This window comes from Variovorax sp. efr-133-TYG-130 (assembly GCF_030208835.1).
GTDB lineage: Bacteria > Pseudomonadota > Gammaproteobacteria > Burkholderiales > Burkholderiaceae_C > Variovorax.
This window is the reverse complement of record NZ_JARVTD010000003.1, coordinates 307,393-328,136: the sequence shown is the minus strand read 5'-3', so window position 1 is coordinate 328,136 and position 20,744 is coordinate 307,393. Positions and strand designations below refer to the sequence as shown.

The following is a 20,744-nucleotide window of genomic DNA, read 5'->3' as shown; positions in this document are numbered from 1 at the left end:
GCAATGCTCACGCCGCAGGTCTTTCACCTACCGCACTTCCTGGAAGACCAGTATGTGTGGCTGTCGATAGCCTCGTGGTGCACGCTGCTGACCTGGCTGTGGCCGCGCATTCCCCGCCGCCGGGTGCTCATGTGGGCCGGGCTGGCCGCGGCGATGCATCTCACACCTGTGACGGCGCAGGTGCTGCGGGCCACCTCCACCATCACCGTGATGGCGCACGACATGCCAGCCGCCTTCTGGGCGCTGCAGGCGCTCAACGTGGCGGTGCTGGGCGCGATCGTGAGCATCTGGTACTTCTCCCAGCGCCGCGTGGCGCGCGGCCGGCTGATGGACGCGGTGCTGGCCGAGCGCCGGCGCATCGCCAACGACCTGCACGACGGCGTCGGCTCCCGGCTGGTGGCGCTGCTGGCCAGCCAGGACCCGAAGGCCGCCACGGCCCCCGACAGCCTGTCGATGGCGCTGCAGGCCTGCCTGCTCGAACTCCAGATGACGGTGGACGACCTGGACGACCAGACCACCGCCACCGCCGTCGAGCGGCTGGCCCACCTGCGCTACCGGCTGCGGCCCGCCTTCGACAGGCTGGGTGTCGCCCTGGTATGGGACATCGCCGATGCGGCGCATGACCAGCCTCTGCCGCCTGAAGCCACGATGCAGATCTGCCGGGTGGCACAGGAGGCGCTTTCGAACGCGCTGCGCCACTCGCGAGCGACACGCGTCGAGCTGCATTTCAGGCTGCAAGTCACTCCCCGGCGCCTGGTGCTCGAGGTGCGCGACAACGGACGCGGCATCGGCGCCGCGGCCGGCCAGCAGCCGGAGCACCTCGGCAAGGGACTGCGCAGCATGCATGCGCGCGCCGAAGCCATCGGAGGCGAACTGGTCGTGACCGATGTCGCGCCGCAAGGGCTCAGCGTGCGCCTGCTGGTGCCCTGCGAGCCCGGCAAGGAAGCCACGCCGGCCGGGAACCGGCCCGAGTCCGAAAGCATGCTGTAACACCCCCGCCGGGCCGGGCGGGCGGGCCGCATTCGCGCCTATGGCAAACTCCCGCGCTTTGCCAGGGACGCGCTCAAGACATGCAGAAAATCATTCGCCAGCTCGCCGCCGAAATCAAGGTCGGCGAGAACCAGGTGAAGGCCGCCGTCGAACTGCTCGACGGAGGCGCCACGGTTCCGTTCATCGCCCGCTACCGCAAGGAAGCCACCGACGGCCTCGACGACACGCAGCTGCGTGAGCTTGAAGCCCGCCTTTCCTACCTGCGCGAACTTGAAGACCGCCGCGTGGCGGTGCTCAAGGCCATCGACGAACAAGGCAAGCTGACCCCCGAGCTGCGTGCCGCGATCGAATTCGCGCCGACCAAGCAGGAGCTGGAAGACCTCTACCTGCCGTTCAAGCAGAAGCGCCGCACCAAGGGCCAGATCGCCCGCGAATTCGGCATCGAGCCGCTGGCCGACAAGCTGCTGGCCGACCCCACGCTCGACCCCGCGGTGGAAGCCAAGGCCTTCCTGCAGCCCGCCACGACGCTGGACGACGGCAAGCCGGGCCCCGATTTCTCCACCGTGCCGCTCGTGCTCGACGGCGTGCGCGACATTCTTTCCGAGCGCTGGGCCGAAGACGCCGCCCTGGTGCAGGGCCTGCGCGAATGGCTCTGGGCCGAAGGCCTGCTCAAGTCCAGCCTGATGTCCGGCAAGGACGAGAACAACGCCGACGTCGCCAAGTTCCGCGACTACTTCGCGTACGACGAGCCCATCGGCCGCGTGCCGTCGCACCGTGCGCTGGCCGTGTTCCGCGGCCGCGCGCTCGACATCCTCGACGCCAAGCTGGTGCTGCCGGTCGAGCCCGAGCCGGGCAAGCCCAGCATCGCCGAAGGCCGCATCGCGCTGCACCTGGGCTGGAGCCATGCCGGCCGCCCGGCGGACGACCTGCTGCGCAAGTGCGTGGCCTGGACCTGGCGCGTCAAGCTGGCCCTGTCGACCGAGCGCGACCTGTTCACCCGCCTGCGCGAAGAGGCCGAGAAGGTCGCCATCAAGGTGTTCGCCGACAACCTGCGCGACCTGCTGCTGGCCGCGCCCGCCGGCCCGCGCGTCGTGATGGGCCTGGACCCCGGCATCCGCACCGGCGTGAAGGTGGCCGTGGTCGATTCCACCGGCAAGCTGGTCGAGACCGCCACCGTGTTCCCGCACGAGCCGCGCAAGGACTGGGAAGGCTCGCTGCACACGCTGGGCAAGCTGTGCGCCAAGCACGGCGTGAACCTGATCGCCATCGGCAACGGAACCGCCAGCCGCGAGACCGACAAGCTGGCCGCCGACCTCATCAAGCTGCTGGCCAAGATGGCCGCGCAGGCCGGCGCGCCCGAGATCAAGGTCGACAAGGTGGTGGTGAGCGAGGCCGGCGCCTCGGTGTATTCGGCCAGCGAATTCGCATCGCAGGAAATGCCCGACGTCGACGTGAGCCTGCGCGGCGCCGCCTCCATCGCGCGACGCCTGCAGGATCCGCTGGCCGAGCTCGTGAAGATCGACCCCAAGAGCATCGGCGTGGGCCAGTACCAGCACGACGTGAACCAGAGCGAACTCGCCCGCACCCTGCAGGCCGTGGTCGAAGACTGCGTGAACTCGGTGGGCGTGGACCTGAACACCGCGAGCGTGCCGCTGCTCAGCCGCGTGTCGGGCCTGTCGGCCAGCGTGGCCAAGGCGGTGGTGCGCTGGCGCGAGGCGAACGGTGCCTTCGCCACCCGCAAGCAACTGCTGGACGTGACCGGCTTCGGCCCCAAGGCCTTCGAGCAGAGCGCGGGCTTCCTGCGCATCCGCGGCGGCACCGATCCGCTGGACGTGACCGGCGTGCACCCCGAAACCTATCCGCTGGTCGAGCAGATCATCGTGAAGACCGGCAAGCCCATCGCCGAGCTGATGGGCCGCGCCGAGATGCTCAAGACGCTGAAGCCCGAGCTGTTCGCCAATGAGAAATTCGGCGTCATCACGGTCAAGGACATCCTGGGCGAATTGGAGAAGCCCGGCCGCGACCCGCGCCCCGACTTCAAGGTGGCGCGCTTCAACGACGGCGTGGACGACATCGCCGACTTGAAGGAGGGCATGATCCTCGAGGGCACCGTGAGCAACGTGGCCCAGTTCGGCGCCTTCGTCGACCTCGGCGTGCACCAGGACGGCCTGGTCCACGTGAGCCAGCTGAGCCACAAGTTCGTGAACGACGCGCGCGAAGTCGTCAAGACCGGCGACATCGTCAAGGTCAAGGTGATGGAAGTGGACGTGGCGCGCAAGCGCATCGGCCTGTCGATGAAGCTCGATGCGGCGCCCGCGCGCCGCGACGGCCCGCGCGACAACCGCTTCGAAGGCGCGGGACGCGGCCAGCAGCAGCAAGGCCGCCGCGACAACTCGCCGCAGCCGGCAGGGCAGATGGCCAGCGCTTTCGCCAAGCTGCAGGGGCTGCGCAAGTAAGCAGAAGCCGAGTGATATGCGCCTGTTAAACTAGTCATCTAACTAGTTTGATGGGTGGTTGTCATGAAAACCTGGGCTGTGCAGGATGCCAAGGCGCGTTTCAGCGAGTTCCTCGAGGCTTCCCTGGTCGAGGGGCCGCAAATGGTGACGAAGCGCGGCGCCGAGGTGGCCGTGCTCGTTCCGGCAGCGGAATGGCGGCGTTTGCATGCGACTGCCAAGCCGTCGCTCAAGGAGCTGCTTCTTTCGGCGGACGCACGCACCGAGTTCCTGGTCCCGCAGCGGGGCGCCGCGCGCAGGCGCAGCGTCACGCCCATGCGCTGAGGCCGGCATGTACCTGCTGGACACGAACGTGATTTCCGAGCTTCGCCGGCCACGTCCGCATGGGGCGGTCCTCGAGTGGCTCACGCCTGTTGCAGACAGCGACCTTCATCTGTCGGCGGTGACGCTCGGAGAGATCCAGGCCGGCATCGAACTCACGCGCGAACAGGACGCTGCGAAGGCCAGCGAGATCGAACAATGGGCCTCGCTGGTCGCTGCGTCGTACAACGTGCTTCCCATGGACGCGGAGACCTTCAGGCTCTGGGCGAAACTGATGCATCGCAGCTCGAACACGCTGTATGAGGACGCGATGATTGCCGCCACGGCAAAGCAGCACGCGCTGACCGTGGTAACCCGCAACGTGAATGACTTCGCGGGGTTCGGTGTCGAAATACTCAATCCCTTCGAATACACGCGGGCATGAAAGCACTGCGCATCTACGCCGGCCCCGCGGCCCGCAAGCACATCGAGCAGCACGGCCTGCGCCCGCAGGACGTGCGCACCATCCCCGGCGCGGCGGGTGGGCCCAAGGGTTTGATCCTCGGCCCGCTCGACCGCTTCATCTTCGGCCGCTGGCTCACGCGGAGCAGTCAGCAGGTGCACCTGGTGGGCGCCTCCATCGGCGCGTGGCGGCTGTCGACGGCCTGCCTGACGGACCCCGAGGCGGCGTTCCAGCGATTCGAGCACGACTATGTGCGCCAGCAGTTCGAGGTGCCGCCGGGGCAGAAGCGGCTCAGCCCGCGGCAGCTCAGCGAGCGCTTTGCCGAGAGCCTCGACGATTTCTACGGCGGACGCATCGCCGAGGTGCTGAACCATCCGCGCTATCGCCTGCACGTGGTGACGTCACGCGGGCGCCACATCCTCGGGCGCGAGGGCAGGGCGCGTACGCCGGTGGGCTACCTGGGGGCCTTTGCCACCAACAGCCTGCACCGCAAGGGGCTGGGCGCGTGGCTGGAACGCTGCGTGTTTTCCACGCCGGGCGCGGCGCTGCCTTTCGGCACGCGGGACTTCCGAACGCGCCAGCATGCGCTGAGCGAAGCCAACTTCAACATGGTGCTGCAGGCCTCGTGCTCCATTCCGTTCCTGCTGGCGGCGGTGCACGACATTCCGGGCGCGCCGCGCGGCGCCTACTGGGACGGCGGCATCACCGACTACCACCTGCACCTGGACTACCAATCTGCACATGACGGGGCCGACGACGGCCTGGTGCTCTACCCGCATTTCCAGCAGGCGGTGGTGCCGGGCTGGCTCGACAAGGGGCTGCGCTGGCGCCACAAGGCCAGCGGCTTCCTCGACCGCATGGTGGTGCTCGCGCCCGACCCTGAATGGGTGAAGAAGCTGCCCAACGGCAAGCTGCCCGACCGCAAGGATTTCATCCGCTTCGCCAGCGACGCGCCCGCGCGCATCGCGGCCTGGAGCCAGGCCACGCGCGAGGCGCAGCGGCTGTCCGACGAGTTCGAGGACTGGCTTCAGCGCGACGGCGTGCCCGGGACGCTGCCGCTCTGATCCGCCGGCCCTGCCTGCCCGGCGAACGCCAGCGGCGCCGCGCAGTCGAGGATGTTCACTTCCACCCTGTCGCCCACTTTGGGCACCGGCCCGGCGGGCAGCCTTCCGGTGCCCAGCGAGCGCGAGCGCACGCCGCCGTTGCGGTAGCGCACGACGGCGTAAGGCGCATCGGGCCCGTCGCCGGTGCCGCAGTCGCGGTCGACCGTGCCCGCCAGATCCGCCGCGCGGCCCACGTCGACGACCTGCGCGGCGCGCCAGCCTGACGCGTGCGCTGCGTGGTCCAGAGAGTGGGCATCGAATGCGGTGCAGCCGCCGAGCGCGAGTGCGCACAGCACCACGGCGCGCGCAGCGGGCGTCACGGCGCCGACCCCGCAGCGGCGCCGATGGCCGCGGTGGCCTGGATCTCGACGCGGTATTCGGAGTCGATCAGCCTGGCCCCGACCGTGGCGCGCGCCGGCGTGTGGCCCGCGGGCACCCATTCGTCCCACACCGAGTTCATGGCCTCGTAGTCGCCCACGGTGCGCAGGTAGATGGTGACGCTCACCAGGTCCTTGCGGGTGGCGCCCTGCGTGGCGAGCATGTCGTCGATGTGGTGCAGGATCTCGCGCATCTGGCCCGTGATGTCGAGCGACGGGTTTTCCGCCACCTGGCCCGACAGATAGATCAGGCGGGCTGTGCCCAGGTCGACGGTCACCATCTCGCTGAAGCGGGGACCCATCTCATGGCGAATGATGTTCATGGCAATGCGGGTTTCGATGCGGGGAAGGGAGCGGAGGACGAAGAAGAATCGGCAAGCCGCGCAGGCGGTGCGTTCCACCAGCCGCCGCCCAGCGCCTGGAAGAGCGCCGCCGCATCCGTCAGCCGGAGCGTGCGCGCCTGCACGAGGTTGAGCTGCGCCTGTTGCTCGGCCTGCTGGGCGATGCGCAGCGACAGCGGGCTGGCGTCGCCCAGCCGCACCTGCGTGCGCGTGCGCGCCAGGCTCTGCGATGCGGTGCGCTCGGCCTTCAGGGCCGCCTGCAGCGCGCGGGTGTCCGCGTCGATGGCTTCGAGCGCATTGGCCACGTCCTGGAAGGCGCTCAGCACCGTGGCGCGGTACTGCGCTGCCGCCTGGTCGAACGAAGCGCGGGCGGCCGCTTCGCGGTGCTTGAGCGCACCGCCGTCGAACACCGTCTGCGTCACGTTGCCCGCCAGACTCCAGAACAGCGACGACGACTTGAAGAGCTGCGACAGCGTGTAGGCCGACGATCCGTAGCTCGCGCCCAGCGTCACATTGGGCAGCCGCGCGGCCACCGCCACGCCGATGGCGGCGCTGGCGGCCTGCAGCTGCGCCTCTGCGGCGCGCACGTCGGGTCGGTGCTCGACCAGCGTGGACGGCAGCGTTTGCGGCAGTTCTCCGGGCAGCTGCAGCGCGTCGAGCTCGAAATGCGCCGCCACGCCTTCGCTGGGATAGCGGCCGGCCAGCGTGGCCAGCAGGTTGCGCTGCTGCGCCAGTTGCTTGTCGATCGGGGGCAGGGTGGCCTCGGTGGCGGCCAGCGAGGCTTCCTGTGCGTCCACGTCGGCCACCGCGACCTGGCCCAGGCCCAGTTGCTTGCGGTAGGCCTGCAGCACTTCCTTCTGGTCCGCGATGATCGCCAGCGTGGCGCGCTGCTGGGCGCGCAGCGAGGCCTCGGTGATTGCCGCCGCCACCACGTTGCTGCTCAGCGAGAGCCTGGCGGCCAGGGTCTGGAAGCGCTGCTGCTCGGTCTGCGCCTGCGCACCTTCGACCTGCCGGCGCGTGGCGCCGAACACGTCTGGCGTATAGGACACGGTCACCTGCGCCGTGTGCAGCGTGTAGAGGTTCGCGTTCGACGACACCGGGCTCGCCACCGCGCCGGCCACGCGCTGCCGCGTGGGCGAATAGCCCAGCGCCACGCTCGGCCAGAAGGCGGCGCGGTCGGCGGCCTCGTTCTCCTGCGCCACGCGCAGCGCGGCATCGGCGGCCTCGATGGTCGGGTTGCCGGCCAGGCTCTGCGCCACCAGCGCATTCAGCGGCTCCGAGCGAAAGGCCTGCCACCACTGGGCCGGCACGTCGAGCTCGGGCGAGAAGCGGGGCAGCGGCACGCCCTCGGCTTCGGTGCTGCCGGCGGGCGCGGATGTGTACTGCGCCGGCAGGTTCAGCGGCGGCCGCGCATAGTCGGGCCCGGCCGCGCAGCCGGCCAGCAGCAGCGCGATGCCGGCCGCCACGGGCGTTGCAAGGCTTGTCTTCTTGGTCATGGTTTTTTCCTCGCCTTGCTCAACGGTCGCGGCGCGAGCGCAGGCCCCAGCCCTTGCGCTCGAACAGGCGCTCCAGCGCGAAGAACAGCGTCGGCAGGATGAACAGCGTCAGCAGCGTCGACACCACCAGCCCGCCGACCACCACCGTGGCCAGGCCGCGCTGCACGTCGGTGCCCACGCCGGTGGCCAGCGCCGCCGGCAGCATGCCGATGGACGCCACGGTGGCCGTCATGAGCACCGGCCGCAGCCGCTCGGTCGCGCCTTCGAGCACCGAGGCTTCCAGCGCCAGCCCTTCGCCGCGCACGCGCCGGAAGTTCGCGACCATGATGATCCCGTTCTGTATCGACACGCCGAACAGCGCGATGAAGCCCACCGCGGTGGCCACGTTGAGCGTTTCTCCCGCCACGTGCACCGCGATCAGCCCGCCCAGCGTGGCCATCGGCACCACGCCCAGGATCAGCGCCACATGGCGGATCTTGCCGAACTGGAAGAACAGCAGCACAGCCATGATCGACACCACGATCAGCAGCGACACCGCCAGGCGCGCCTGTGCCCGCTGCTGGTTCTCGAACTGGCCGGCCCACTGCAGCCGGAACTTGGCATGGTCGAACTTCACGTCCTTGGCGATGCGCTCCTGCGCTTCCACCAGGTAGGAGGCGAGGTCGCGGCCGCGGTTGTCGATGCGCACCGTGATCTGGCGCGAATTGAGCTCGTGCGAAATGGTGCTCTCGCCGGTCTGCAGCTTCACGCTGGCCACCTGCGACAGCGGTACCTTGGCGCCGCCCGCGCCGTTGAGCAGCAGCGAGCCGATGGCCTCGGTGCCGCTCTTGGCCGACTTCGGCAGCTTGACGGTCACGTTGTAGGTGCGGTCGCCGCTGTACACGGTGATGACGGGCGCGCCGCCCATGCCGGTCTGCACCAGGCTGGCCACGTCGTTCGCGTTCACGCCCAGCCGGGCCGCGGCTTCGCGGTCGAGCTTGATGACCACCTGCGGAATCGGCGGCTCCTGGAACAGCGACGCCGACGCGGTGCCGCGCACGGTGTGCAGCAGGTCGACGATCTCGTTGCCGATGCGCCGGCTTTCCTTCAGGTCGTCGCCGTAGATGCGCAGCACCAGCGGGCTGTGCGCGCCGCCCACGGCGTCGTTCACGCCGTCGATGATCGGCTGGCTGATGCCCACGTCGAAGCCCGGCATCTTCGAGAAGCGCTCGTTCAGCGTGCGCACGAAGGCGGCATTGTTCACGCCGGCGGGCCACTCGCTGTAGGGCTTCAGGCCCACGGGCACTTCCACGTGCGAAGGCGTCCAGGGGTCGGTGCCGTCGTCGTTGCGGCCCAGCTGCGTCACCACGTAGGAAACCTCGGGGTACTCGAGCAGGACGTGGCGCAGCTCCGCGGTCATTTCGCTGGCCTTGTCCAGCGACAGGCCCGACGGCAGCTGCACCTGCAGCCACAGCGCGCCTTCGTCGATGTCGGGCAGGAACTCGCGCCCGGCCGTGGCCCCCAGGATCGCCACCGCGGCCAGCGCGGCGATGCTCAGCGCATAGGCGATGGCCGGCACCCGCAGCAGGTGGCCCAGCACGCGCCGGTAGGCGCCCGTGAGCCACACCAGCGGCTTGTTGACGAAGGGCTTCATCGGCTTGCGCAGCGCCACGTAGGCCAGGCTGGGAATCAGCGTGATCGCGCACAGCAGCGCGCCCACCAGCGCGTAGCCCACGGTGAATGCCATCGGCTTGAACAGCTTGCCCTCGGCGCGCTCGAAGGCGAACAGCGGAAAGTAGGCCGTGATGATGATCAGCGTGGCGAAGAAGATCGGCCCCGACACATGGCTCACCGTCTCGAGGATGTTGCCCTCGGTCAGCGTGGCGTGGGGCTCTTCCTCGCGCCGGCGCAGGATGGCTTCCATCACCACGATGGCGCCGTCCACGATGATGCCGAAGTCGATCGCGCCCAGCGAGAACAGGTTGGCCGGCATGCGGGTGAAGTGCATCACGATGAACACCGTGACCAGCGACATCGGAATCGCCACCGCCGCCACCACCGCGCTGCGCGGGCTGCCCAGGAAAAGGATGAGCACGAAGCACACCAGCGCCATGCCTTCGAGCACCGTGTGCGTCACCTTGTCGACCGTGAGCTTCACCAGGTCGTCGCGGTCGATGTAGGGCACGATCTTCACGCCCATGGGCGCAAGCTGCGCCTGCAGCTCGTCGATCTTCTTGTGCACGCCCTCGAGCACCCGCGACGGGTTCTCGTACTTGAGCATCAGCACGATGCCTTCGATGGTGTCGGGGTTCCTGTCCTTGCCCAGGATGCCGCCGCGCTCCTGGTGGCCGAACTGCAGGCGCCCCAGGTCGCGCACCAGCACCGGCGAGCCGCCGGACTGCGACACCACCACCGCGCCCAGGTCGTCCAGCGAGGTGATGAGGCCGATGCCACGCACCACGTAGCTCTGCTCGCCGCGCGCGATGCGCCCGCCGCCGGCGTTGGCGCTGTTGTTGTTGATGGCCGTCACCACGTCGCTCAGCGCCAGGCCGTATTTCTGCAGCGCTGCCGGGTCCAGCTCGAGCTGGAACTCCTTGGTGAAGCCGCCGAAGTTGGTGATGTTGACCACCCCGGCCACCTGGCGCAGCCCCGGAATGACGATCCAGCGCTGGATCTCGGACAGCTCCATCAGGTTCTTGGTGTCCGACTCCAGCGTGTAGCGGTAGATCTCGCCCGCCGGGCCCGCCACCGGGTCCAGCCCCGGTTGCGCGCCCGAGGGCAGCGAGACCTGGCCGATGCGCTCGGTCACGCGCTGGCGCGCGAAATAGTCGTCGGTGCCGTCCTTGAAGGTCAGCGTGATCAGCGAGAGCCCGAAGGTACTGCTCGAGCGGATCGAGGCCAGCCCCGGCGTGTTGCTCAGCGCCCGCTCCAGCGGCGTGGTGATCTGCTGCTCGATTTCTTCCGAAGCCAGGCCGTTGACCTGGGTCGTGACCTGCACCGTCACGTCGCCGAGGTCGGGGTAGGCCTCGACCGTCATCTGCGTCCACGACCAGGCACCGAACAGCACCAGTGCGATGGACATCGCCCAGACCAGGTGCCTGCGGCGAAAGAACTGGGTGATGATGAGATTAATCATTCAGCAGCACACCACCACGCACCACCACACGCTCGCCGGCGTTCAGGCCGCTGCGAATGCGCACCTGGTCGCCGTCTTCTCGGCCCAGCTCGACCACGCGACGCACGAAGGTCCAGGGCTCGGCCTCGACGAACACGCTCACGGCGTCGTTGTTCATCAGCAGCGCCGAGGCCGGCACCTGCGGCTGCGCCGCCTGCGGCACACCCAGCACCGCTGTCGCATACATGTTGGGCTTGAACAGCCCGTCGGGGTTGGCAAACACGATGCGCGCCTTGGCGCGGCGCGTGTCGGCATCGAGCACCGAACTCACGAAGCCGACCTTGCCGGTGAACCGGCGGCCCGGGTAGGCGGCCAGCGTGACCGTCACGTTCTGGCCCGGCGCCACCGCGCCCACCACGTTCTCGGGCACGTTCACCGTCACCCAGACCGAGTCGAGGTTGGCCACCGTCATCAGCGCGGCCGTGGCGTCGTTCAGGTTGGCGCCTGCGCCGGCATTCAGCGCGGTGACCGTGCCGGACATGGGCGCGACGATCTTCAGCAGCTGGCCGGCCTGCGCGCCGCTGCCGTCCGCGCCCAGGCTGCGCAGGCGCGTCTCGCTGCGGCGCAGTTCGGCCGTCTGCTGCGCGACGGCGCTCTGGGCCGCTTCCACGTCCTTGGTTGCATTGGAGCCGGCCTCGTTCACGCCGCGCGCGCGCACCAGCGCATGCTGCGCCAGGTCGAGCGCGTCGCGGGCCTTCTGCGCGTCGGACACGGCCTGCGCCAGGTCGGGCGAGGTCATCGTGGCCAGCACCTGGCCGCGCTTGACCGTGTCGCCCAGGCGCACCTTCAGCTCGACCAGCTTGCCGGTCAGCGGCGGCAGCACGTTGACGGTGCTGGCCGGGTTGGCTTCCACCGTGGCAGGCAGGCTCACGTCGTGCGGCGAGGCCTGCTCGCCGACGGTGGCCACGCGCAGCCGGTCGCGCAGCGGCGAGCCGTCGGGCACGCTCAGCCGGTTGCCCTGGCGAACCAGCATCGGCGCCGGGGCGGCGGCCACGGTGGCCGCATGGGCGGTGTTGTCGAAGGAGTCGACGCACAGCGCCGCGCAGGTCAGCACGCCGAAGAAAATTCGTGCTGGCGTGATCTGGTAGAGGGATTTTTTCTTCATCTCAGGACATCCGTTGGGGCCGGACGCGCTGCGCACGGAATCCCTTTCCGTGCCCTTGATCCGCCCCCGTCACCCCAAGGGAGGTTAAGAAAGCGCGACTGAAGAAGCTCCCAAGAAATCCTGAAGTTTTCTTCAGAATCGGGGGCACGGCGCCCGCCGGGCGCGGCATGATCCACCCCGATGAGAATTCTGTTGATCGAAGACGACCGCAAGGCCGCCCGCCTTTTGGCCCGCGGGCTGCAGGAAGAGGGCTTCGTGGTCGATGTGGTGCACACGGCCGAGGAGGGCGACGAGGAAGCCTTCGTCATCGCCTACGACCTGATCGTGCTCGACTGGATGCTGCCCGGCAAGGACGGCCTGACCCTGTGCCGCGACCTGCGCCAGCGCGGCTGCAAGACCCCGGTGCTGATGCTCACCGCGCGCGACGCCCTGAGCGACCGGGTCGCCGGGCTGAACACCGGTGCTGACGACTACCTGACCAAGCCATTCGCCTTTGACGAACTGCTGGCGCGCGTGCGCGCCTTGCTGCGGCGCTCCGAGATCATGCGGCCCGTGGTGCTCGCGCTGGCCGACCTGAGCCTCGATCCGCTGAGCCAGCGCGTGATGCGCGGCGGCATGGTGCTCGACCTGACGCATAAGGAGTTCGCCATCCTGCAGATCCTGCTGCGCCATGCCGGCGAGGTGGTGAGCCGCTCCCGCCTGGCCGAGCAGGTGTGGAAGGACGACCTGATCGCCATCGACAACCTGATCGACGTGCACATCGGCAACCTGCGGCGCAAGGTCGACGCACCGCCGGCACCGCCGCTGATCCAGACGGTGCGCGGGCGCGGCTTCAGGCTCGCGCTGGCCGAAGACAACCCCGGCGGCAGCCATGCTGCTTAGCTTTCGCAGGCGGCTGGCGCTGGCGCATGTCAGCGTGATCGTGGTGGTGATGACGATCGCCGCCCTCGGCTCGTACTTCGTGTTCTCGCGCAACGTGCACGGCGAACTCGACGCGGCGCTGCTCGCGCTGGCCGAGACCGAGCTTGGCATGCTGCTGTCGGCGAACGCCGGCGACGCGGTCATCGTGCACGAGGCGCCGCCCGGCCCGGCCGCGCCTTCGTTCGTGCGGCTCGACCGGCTGGTGCAGATCGTCGATACCGAAGGCCGCGTGCTGGCGCGCAGCAGCAACCTCGGCGAAGCGCAACTGCCCATTCCGCCCGTGCTGCGCGAGCGCCTGGCCGCCGGCGAGACCGTGTTCGAGACGCTGTACGGCTTCGGCGAGGAGCCGACACGCATGGTGTCGGTGCCCGTGCCGGGACATCACAAGCTGCTGGCGGTGCAGGTCGCGGGCTCGCTCGACGACGTGAACCGCACCGTGGGCATGGCGAGCGTGCTGTTTCTGATCCTGGGCGTTTCCCTGCTGCTGGCGCTGGCCGCGGCGGGCGCGCTCATCACACGGCGCGCATTCGGCGCCATTGCCGACGTGGTGCAGCAGGCAAGGCGCATCGGCGACGCCAATCTCGCCGAACGGCTGCCGCACCCGGGCACGCGCGACGAGATCGGCCGGCTGGTCGACACCCTCAACGACATGCTGAGCCGCATCGAGAACGGCATGGAAGCGCAGCGCCGCTTCACCTCCGACGCCTCGCACGAGCTGCGCTCGCCGCTGTCGCGCCTGCGCACCGAGCTGGAACTCGCGCTGCGCCGGCCGCGCGAGCCGGCGGCGTATGTCGAAACGCTGCAATCGTCGCTGGAGGAGGTCGAGTCGCTCACGCTGCTGGTCGAGGAACTGCTGGTGCTCGCCCGCATCGACGCCGGCCAGGAGCGCGACGCGGCCGAGAAGGTCTCGCTCAACATGCTGGCCGAGGACGCCGTGCGCCGCCTGGAGCCGATGGCCCGGGAGCGCCGCCTGTCGCTGGTGCTGGAGCCCGCGCCGCCGGTGGCCGCCAGGGTGGCGCGCGGCGCGGCCAGCCTGGCGCTGGCAAACCTGCTGGACAACGCGCTCAAGTTCTCGCCGCCCGGCACGGTGGTGAGCGTGAGCGTGCGCGCCGACCTGGAGGCCGACGAAGCCATCATCAGCGTGTCGGACCACGGGCCCGGCATCCGCGGCGACGAACTGCCGCACCTGTTCGAGCGCTTCTATCGCGGCGCCACCGCGCGCTCGGACGAGAAGACGCCCGGGCTCGGCCTGGGCCTGGCGCTGTCGCAGGCGGTGGTGCATGCGCACGGCGGGCGCATCGAGGCGGCGAACGAAGCGGGGGGTGGGGCGCGCTTCGACATGCGGTTGCGGCTCGCGCGCTGAGGAGCGGGCGGGCCCGGCGGGCAAACCCTGACCGCGCGAAAGACCGCCGCTTCGAGAATGGCCCGATCCATTCCGGACCAACGAAGAGGGCCCCCGCCACCATGCTCTACGCCACGCTGTCACGCCGCCGCTTCACTTTTGCCACGGCCGCCGCGAGCCTTGCCCTGCCGGCATTCGCGCAGCAGCAGGGCACATGGCCGAACAAGCCGATCCGCATCGTGGTGCCCTACACGCCGGGCGGCTTCACCGACCAGATGGCGCGGCTGGTGCAGGTGGGCTTGCAGACCAGGCTCGGCCAGCCGGTGCTGATCGACAACAAGCCCGGCGCCAACAGCCTGATCGGCGTGGACGCCATCGCCAAGGCGCCGCCCGACGGCAGCACCTTCGGTGTCGTCATCGCGGCCTATGCGGCCAACACCACGCTGTACCCGAAGCTGCCCTACGACCCGCGAAAAGACCTCTCGGGCGTGTCGCTGATGGGCGTGTCGCCGCTGCTGGCGGCGGTCAACATCGAGTCGCCTTTCAAGACGGCGCGCGAGCTGATTGACTACGCCCGCGCCAACCCGGGCAAGGTGAGCTTCGGCTCTTCAGGCAACGGCTCGGCCGCGCACCTCACCACCGAGCTGTGGAAGTCGCTGACGCAGACCTACATGATCCACATCCCGTACCGCGGCGCGGTGCCGGCGCTGACCGACCTCATGGGCGGGCAGATACAGCTTTTCTTCGATGCGCCCACGGGCCTCATCAACCAGGCGAAGGCCGGCAAGGTGCGGCTGATCGGCGTAGCCGGCGACAAGCGGCTGGCGGCCGCTCCCGAGGTGCCGACCTTCATCGAGCAGGGCTTCGCGGGATTCACCGGCAGCACCTGGGCGGGCATGCTGGCGCCGGCCGCCACGCCGCGCGACATCGTCAGGCGCATGTCGGACGAAGTCGCGCGCATCATCCGCAGCGACGACACGCGGGCCAGGCTCGACGCGATGGGCACCATTCCGGCAGGCGGCACGCCCGAGGAGTTCGATGCGTTCATCGCGTCGGAGACCACCAAGTGGGGCAAGGTCATTCGCACGGCGGGGGTGAAGGCGGAGTAGGGCGCGACAGCAGCATCTCGATGTGCGGGATGCCGTCTTCGTCATAGGGCTCGCCGACCTCGACGAATCCGAACGACGCGTAGAACTTCCGAAGATAGAGCTGCGCGCCGATACGGAGCGCGGCGCCGGGCCACAGCGCCCCGGCGCAGGCAAGGCCGCGTGCCAGCAGTTCCTGGCCCAGACCCCGTCCGCGATGCGCCGCACCCGTCAGCACGCGCCCGATCGATGCTTCCCGGTACGACAAACCCGGCGGCAGCAGGCGCAGATAGGCCGCAAGCTGCCCGCCGTCGAGCGCGTAGAGGTGATGGGCCTGCATGTCCTTGCCGTCCGGGTCGAGGTAGATGCAGCGCTGCTCCGCAACGAACACCTCGCTGCGCGCCGACAGGAGCAGGTACAGGTCACGCGTACTCAATGCGTCGAAATTTTTTCGGTGCCATTCCATGGTGAGGTCCTTCGCGCCGAACATAACAGGCACGGTCGCTGCTAAGCCTCTCGGTACTCAGACCCGCATGCCCCCTCATGAAGCACTTCATCGTCGAAATCAACTACCTCGTTCCGCTCGAAAGAGTCCAGCAATCCGTGGCGCCGCACCGCGCCTATCTGCAACTGGGCTACGACGCCGGGCTGCTGCTTTGCTCCGGCCCGAAGGTGCCGGCGACCGGCGGGTTCATGCTGGCCCGCGCGGAATCGCTCGCCGCGCTCCAGGAGTTCTTCGCGCAAGACCCGTTCCACACCGAGGAACTCGCGAGCTTCACTTTCAGCGAGTTCAACCCGGTGAAGCGGCAGGGCTGGGCCGAGGCGTGGTTCGCCGAAACCCCGGCGGACTGACGACTACCGCGGCGCGGTTGCGGCGCTAGCCACTGGCGCCGGCGCATCTTCCCAGCCGCCGCCCAGCGCCTTGTAGAGGCTCACGGTGTTCACGGCCTGCTTGAGCTGCAGCTCGATCCACTGCCGCTGCTCGATGTACAGCTCGCGCTGCGCATCGGCCCCGGCGAAGTAGTCTTCCAGCCCGTTGCGAAAGCGCGTGCGCGAGATCGCCGCCACCCGCTGCAGCGACTGCACGCGCGCCTGCTGGGCTTCGAGCTGCGGGCGCAGGTGGCTGTCGGCAATCAGCGCATTGGCGGTTTCGCGCAATGCCTGCTGCACCGAGTATTCATAACTCGCCATTGCGGCGGCCAGTCGCTCTTCGTTCGCGCTCAGGTTGGCCGAGCGGCGGCCCCAGTCGAAGATGGGCAGCGACACGCCGAGCACCGTGGCCCAGCTGCGGTTGCCCGAGTTCAGCAGGCTCGAGAACTCGCCGCTCAGGCCTCCGCCCACGGCGGTCAATGAAAAGCTCGGATAGAACGCCGCCTTGGCCGCGCCGATGCCCGAGTTCGCGGCCTCCACGCGCGCATACGCCGCCAGCAGGTCGGGCCGGCGCTGCAGCAGGCTCGCGGGCAGGCCCACAGGCACCTCGGCCACCGAGCGCTCCGGCCACGGGCGCTGCGCGCCTGTGGTGGCCGGCACCGGCTGGCCGACCAGTACCGTGAGCCATTGCAGGTCCTGCCCCACGCGCATGCGGAATTCCTCGCGCTGAACGGCCGCGCGCTGCACCAGCGACTGCGAGCGCAGCAGGTCGAGATCTGACGTGCCGCCCGCCTTGCGGGCACGCTGCATCACGCCCGTGCTGTCGGTCTGGATGGCCAGGTCCGACTCGGCCAGCGACAGCAGTGCGCGGTCGGCGCGCAGCGTGAGGTAGGCGTTCGACACCTCGCCCACCAGGTTCATGCGCGCAGCGGCGAAGTCGCGCTCGCTGGCCGTGGCCTGCGAGCCCGCCTGCTCCACGCCCGCATCGACGCGGCCGAAGAAGTCGAGTTCATAGGCCATGATGCCGGCCTGCACGGCATAGGTGTTGCCCACGCGGCCCACCGCCTGGCTGTTGGTGACGACGCCGGTCGAGCTGAGCGACGTGACCTGGTTGCCGCGCCCGGCCGAGCCCACCAGGCCGATCTCCGGGAACAGGCTGGAGCGCGTGCCGGCGTACACGGCGCGGGCTTCCCGGGCCTTGGCGGCATACACGCGCAGATCGCGGTTGCGCGACAGCGCGGTACCGATCAGGCCGCGCAGCTCGTCGTCGCGCACGAAGGCCTGCCATGCCATGGGGGCGACGTCGGTGCCGGCCTTGCCATCGGCCCATTGCGCGGGCACCTCGACATCGGCCGGCTTCAGCGGCGGCGTGAGGTTGCAGCCGGACAGCACCAGCACGGCGACCAGCAGCACCGCCAGCATCGGCGCCGTGCTCGCGAACATGCGCGGCATCCTCGGCACGCGGGGCCAGCGCCAGCCAGCGCTGTCCATGAAGGCCAGCACGGCGCGCGCCGGCTTCACCTGCGTGGCGACATGGCTGGGCGGCAGGCTGAAGACGTGGCGCACCAGCCGGTCGTGAACCGCGTCGTCGTGCACGAAGGCCAGTTCGGTGCCGGCGCCGGAGCGGCCCGTCACCGTGGCCGCAACCCAGCCCACATGATCGACGTGGATGTCCAGCGGCTGCCCGATGCCGATGCGGCCCAGCGCGGTGCTGTTGAGCAGCCGCGCGCCGTCGCCCGCGATCTCGGCGAAGCGTGCCGCACCCACGCCGGCGGCGCTGCGCACGGTGGTCGCGGCGTCGTAAGGAAAGCGCTCGTCATGCTCGGGGCGCGGGCGGTCGATGCAGGCGATCAACGCGGCCAGGCAGTACACGGTGGCGATGAAGGTCCACACCACGTTGAGCACGTCGCCTGTTGTCATGGCGCTGCCGATGGCGCCCAGCGCGCCCATCTCCATCGCGGCGATCAACGCGCCGAACACCGCGACCAGGTTCCAGTGCACCACCGTCCTGCTGCGGTCCTGCCCCTTGGCCGTGACCTTGAAGGGTCGGCCGAAGGGCCTTATCAGCGCCGAGACGATGGTGCGCGTGACGGCCATCGCGGCCACGATCTGCGTCACCTCGGTGAACACCGGCAGGCAGCGGCGCTGGCTGATCCAGTAGGTGTAGCCCCAGAACATGACGAGCGGCGGCAGGCCGTACATGGCAAAGGCCCGGGGCGTGGCATGGAAAGCCGAGGCGCCCGTGTACCAGTAGAGCGCGGGCGCCGCCAGGATCAGCAGGATGAACGGCTTGGTGAGCCAGTGCAGCAGGCCGTGCACGTAATGCAGGCGCGCCGTGAAGCTGTAGCCCTTGCCGCGCAGCGGGCCGTCGCGCAGCAGCGCCACCTGGATCGTGCCCAGGCACCAGCGGCTGCGCTGGTTGATGTAGTCGATGATGCTGTCGGCCGAAAGCCCGTTCGACAGCCGCTCGTTGAGCCAGCGCGTGACCCAGCCGGAGCGCATCAGCGTGTATGTGGTGTAGATGTCTTCGCACACGCTGCCGGTAGGAAAGCCGCCGGCGGCGGTGATGGCGTCGCGCCGCACGATGAAAGAAGTGCCCACGCAGAACGCCACGTCGGCCGCGTCCTTGGCCGGCTGCAGCACGTCGAAGAACACGCGCTGCTCGTCGACCCAGCTGTCGGTGGCGCGCAGGTTGTGCTGTATCGGGTCGGCGTTGTAATAGAACTGCGGCGTCTGCACCAGGCCCACCTTCGACTTCGGGTCGTCGAACAGGCCGAGCACGCGGTAGACGATGTTGCGATGCGGCGCGAAGTCGGCATCGAGCACCAGGATGTAGGGCGCGTTGGTGAGACCGGCCGATTGCCGCAGGCCGTTGTTGAGGTTGCCCGCCTTGGCGTGCGCGTTGTCCGGCCTGCGCGCGTAGTGCACGCCTTTTCGCGCGCAGTAGTCGCGCAGCCAGTCGCGCCGCGTGTCGTCCAGCACCCAGACATTCACATGCGGATAGTCGATGGCCTGCGCGGCGAGGATGGTCTTCTCGAGCACGCCGATCTCTTCGTTGTACGTGCAGATGAAGACGTCGACGGCGGGCACGCCGGTGCCGCGCTTGCGCAGCATGGCCTCGCCCGCGTCCGCCTGGGCGTGGTTGTCGCGGCGGCGCGAGAGCATCTGAATCGACAGCAGGGTGTAGACGATCGACACCATCTCGAACACCAGGAACACCCAGCCCATCAGCGTGCCGAAGCCCAGGTCCGCCGGCGGCAGCGTTTCGGCCAGCCGCCACGCCACGTAGCGCACAAGCACCAGCGCGGTGAGAAAGCCGAACAGCACGCGGTGCGACGCACGGTCGGCGCGCGCATGGAAGACCATGATCAGGGCCAGGCCCACGACCATCAGATTGACCCTGAATTCGGGCGTATCGATCAGTTCGAACATGGCTTTGCTCCTGCGACGGTGGTTGTTCCGGTGAACGGGTTCCAGCCCTTGGCGGCCAGTGCGATCCAGGCCGTGGCGCCCAGGTGGGGCCAGCGGTAGTAGAAGAAGTCGGGGCCCTTGGAGTCCGGCCCTATGGCCAGCCCGGTCGATATGCGCGGGCTGGGCGTGGCGTAGTACAGGCCGTTGGGGGCGCGCTGCGAGGCCAGCAGTTGCCACAGCGCCTCGGGCGCCGCGCCCTTGACGGCCACCAGCGTGGCGGCGGCCTGCGCGCTGCCCTCGGTCCAGATGCCGTCGGGCTGGCGCGGGAATCCGTAGCCGGCGCCGACGCGATGGTTCGCATCGACCCATGCGAGGCCGGCCTGCCATGCGCAGCGGCCCGGCGGCGCGGCCAGCACGGGCCACAGTTGCGCGTCGAGGCCCGAGGCCGTGTTGGAAACGGTGGCGCCGTCGGCCAGCGTGCCGATGTGGAAGCGCTGCTCGGCCTTGTTCCACATGCGTTCGACGAACGCCAGCGCGGTGGCGGCCTGGCGCTTCTGTTCCGGGTGTGCGCCGGAGCGGGCGGCCCATGCGGCGGCCATGGCGATGTCGATGTTGTGCTCGGTCGACTTCCAGGTCTGCGCGGCCTGCCGGTCGTCCCAGCCGTACCAGCCGCCGATGTAGCCGTCGGGCGCGACGCTCGAGCGCGTGCGCTGCTCGATCCATGCCAGCAGCCTGGCGATGGCATCGGCATAGCGCGGGGAGGGCGCCGCCTGGTCGACGTTCAGCAGCAGCAGCGCGGCCCACGCCACGTTGCCGGTCGCGGTGCTGACCTGGTAGGCGTCGGCGATCCACTGGTTCCTGTCCGCGTCCCAATAGCCGGAGAGCACCGGCTTCGCATCGGCCAGCAGGCCCGCGCGGTAGGCGTTGCGGATGCGGCCGTCCGGGTAGTGCGGGTCATGCGCCACGGCCAGCACCATCGCGTCGGCGATGCGCCTTGCGGATGCGGTGTCGCCGCATGCGAGCAGCGCGATGCCGGCCAGCGCGTTGTCGTACACGAAGGCCACGTTCGCGAGGCTCGGCGCGAGTTCGGGCACGCCGTCGATCTGCGCCTCGGTGCGGTAGCTCGGCAGGAAGAGCGGGGCCGAGGAATCCCCCCGGCTGCTGAACGCGACGGCGCGGCGCAGGCCATCGCAGCTTTGCCGCGCGAGCATCTGTTGCGCTGGGCTTTCGGCTGCCGGTGCTTGCGGTGCATGAAGGCACAGCACGGTGGCCATTGCCATCGCCAGCGCGCATCGTTGAGCAAGGTTCGCGTGATCCATCGTCTGCCTCCATC

17 protein-coding genes are annotated in these 20,744 nt (G+C 69.4%); 9 read left to right on the top strand and 8 right to left on the bottom strand.

Annotated elements, in window-relative coordinates:
• The first annotated feature begins 3 nt into the window (after positions 1 to 3).
• The 5 genes from QRN67_RS03605 (at position 4) to QRN67_RS03585 (ending at position 5,270) form a co-directional block, all read left to right on the top strand.
• Positions 4 to 990, top strand: coding sequence for a sensor histidine kinase (locus tag QRN67_RS03605; protein ID WP_285410534.1), 987 nt, complete (start codon positions 4 to 6; stop codon positions 988 to 990).
• An 80-nt stretch (positions 991 to 1,070) separates the two neighbouring features.
• Positions 1,071 to 3,446, top strand: coding sequence for a Tex family protein (locus tag QRN67_RS03600; protein ID WP_285410532.1), 2,376 nt, complete (start codon positions 1,071 to 1,073; stop codon positions 3,444 to 3,446).
• 63 nt (positions 3,447 to 3,509) lie between these two features.
• A complete protein-coding gene (locus QRN67_RS03595; protein WP_106934468.1) occupies positions 3,510 to 3,767 on the top strand; it encodes a type II toxin-antitoxin system Phd/YefM family antitoxin in 258 nt (85 codons plus the stop codon).
• 7 nt (positions 3,768 to 3,774) lie between these two features.
• Positions 3,775 to 4,188, top strand: coding sequence for a type II toxin-antitoxin system VapC family toxin (locus QRN67_RS03590; RefSeq protein ID WP_081269505.1), 414 nt, complete (start codon positions 3,775 to 3,777; stop codon positions 4,186 to 4,188).
• A complete protein-coding gene (locus QRN67_RS03585; protein WP_285410529.1) occupies positions 4,185 to 5,270 on the top strand; it encodes a patatin-like phospholipase domain-containing protein in 1,086 nt (361 codons plus the stop codon). Before QRN67_RS03590 ends, QRN67_RS03585 begins: the two co-directional genes overlap by 4 nt.
• On the opposite strand, the gene QRN67_RS03580 is transcribed toward QRN67_RS03585, so the two are convergent.
• The 5 genes from QRN67_RS03580 to QRN67_RS03560 are packed head-to-tail and all read right to left on the bottom strand — an operon-like array spanning position 5,234 to position 11,782.
• Positions 5,234 to 5,629 (bottom strand): hypothetical protein, encoded by a 396-nt coding sequence (locus QRN67_RS03580; RefSeq protein WP_285410528.1) that lies wholly within the window; start codon positions 5,627 to 5,629, stop codon positions 5,234 to 5,236. The two genes, QRN67_RS03585 and QRN67_RS03580, sit on opposite strands and share 37 nt — an antisense overlap.
• Positions 5,626 to 6,009, bottom strand: a complete 384-nt coding sequence (locus QRN67_RS03575) for a RidA family protein (RefSeq protein ID WP_285410527.1) — start codon at positions 6,007 to 6,009, stop codon at positions 5,626 to 5,628. Before QRN67_RS03575 ends, QRN67_RS03580 begins: the two co-directional genes overlap by 4 nt.
• A complete protein-coding gene (locus QRN67_RS03570; protein ID WP_285410525.1) occupies positions 6,006 to 7,523 on the bottom strand; it encodes an efflux transporter outer membrane subunit in 1,518 nt (505 codons plus the stop codon). The genes QRN67_RS03575 and QRN67_RS03570 overlap by 4 nt, the downstream gene beginning before the upstream one ends.
• Positions 7,524 to 7,542: 19 nt before the next feature.
• Positions 7,543 to 10,638, bottom strand: a complete 3,096-nt coding sequence (locus QRN67_RS03565; protein WP_285410523.1) for an efflux RND transporter permease subunit — start codon at positions 10,636 to 10,638, stop codon at positions 7,543 to 7,545.
• Positions 10,631 to 11,782, bottom strand: coding sequence for an efflux RND transporter periplasmic adaptor subunit (locus tag QRN67_RS03560; RefSeq protein ID WP_285410522.1), 1,152 nt, complete (start codon positions 11,780 to 11,782; stop codon positions 10,631 to 10,633). The genes QRN67_RS03565 and QRN67_RS03560 overlap by 8 nt, the downstream gene beginning before the upstream one ends.
• A 180-nt stretch (positions 11,783 to 11,962) precedes the next feature.
• Between QRN67_RS03560 and QRN67_RS03555 the strand changes: the two genes are divergently transcribed.
• From QRN67_RS03555 to QRN67_RS03545, 3 genes are all read left to right on the top strand, one after another.
• The gene (locus tag QRN67_RS03555; protein ID WP_081269512.1) at positions 11,963 to 12,664 is read left to right on the top strand and encodes a response regulator transcription factor; all 702 of its coding nucleotides are present in this window, start codon (positions 11,963 to 11,965) and stop codon (positions 12,662 to 12,664) included.
• Positions 12,657 to 14,066, top strand: coding sequence for a sensor histidine kinase (locus tag QRN67_RS03550; protein ID WP_285411145.1), 1,410 nt, complete (start codon positions 12,657 to 12,659; stop codon positions 14,064 to 14,066). The genes QRN67_RS03555 and QRN67_RS03550 overlap by 8 nt, the downstream gene beginning before the upstream one ends.
• A 101-nt stretch (positions 14,067 to 14,167) precedes the next feature.
• Positions 14,168 to 15,154: a Bug family tripartite tricarboxylate transporter substrate binding protein gene (locus QRN67_RS03545; RefSeq protein WP_285410520.1), complete on the top strand. Its 987-nt coding sequence runs from the start codon at positions 14,168 to 14,170 to the stop codon at positions 15,152 to 15,154.
• Here the strand turns inward: QRN67_RS03545 and QRN67_RS03540 are convergent.
• On the bottom strand, positions 15,123 to 15,596 hold the full coding sequence (locus QRN67_RS03540; RefSeq protein WP_285410518.1) for a GNAT family N-acetyltransferase: 474 nt from the start codon (positions 15,594 to 15,596) through the stop codon (positions 15,123 to 15,125). The two genes, QRN67_RS03545 and QRN67_RS03540, sit on opposite strands and share 32 nt — an antisense overlap.
• Before the next feature lie 77 nt (positions 15,597 to 15,673).
• Between QRN67_RS03540 and QRN67_RS03535 the strand changes: the two genes are divergently transcribed.
• Positions 15,674 to 15,982 carry a YciI family protein gene (locus QRN67_RS03535; protein WP_285410517.1) on the top strand — a complete coding sequence of 103 codons (309 nt, stop codon included), beginning with the start codon at positions 15,674 to 15,676 and terminating at the stop codon, positions 15,980 to 15,982.
• A 3-nt stretch (positions 15,983 to 15,985) separates the two neighbouring features.
• On the opposite strand, the gene QRN67_RS03530 is transcribed toward QRN67_RS03535, so the two are convergent.
• Together QRN67_RS03530 and QRN67_RS03525 are read right to left on the bottom strand one after the other, a co-directional pair.
• Entirely contained in the window at positions 15,986 to 19,432 is a 3,447-nt protein-coding gene (locus QRN67_RS03530; protein ID WP_285410515.1) for an efflux transporter outer membrane subunit, read from the bottom strand.
• On the bottom strand, positions 19,420 to 20,730 hold the full coding sequence (locus QRN67_RS03525) for a hypothetical protein (protein ID WP_285410514.1): 1,311 nt from the start codon (positions 20,728 to 20,730) through the stop codon (positions 19,420 to 19,422). Before QRN67_RS03525 ends, QRN67_RS03530 begins: the two co-directional genes overlap by 13 nt.
• Between the last annotated feature and the right edge of the window lie 14 nt (positions 20,731 to 20,744).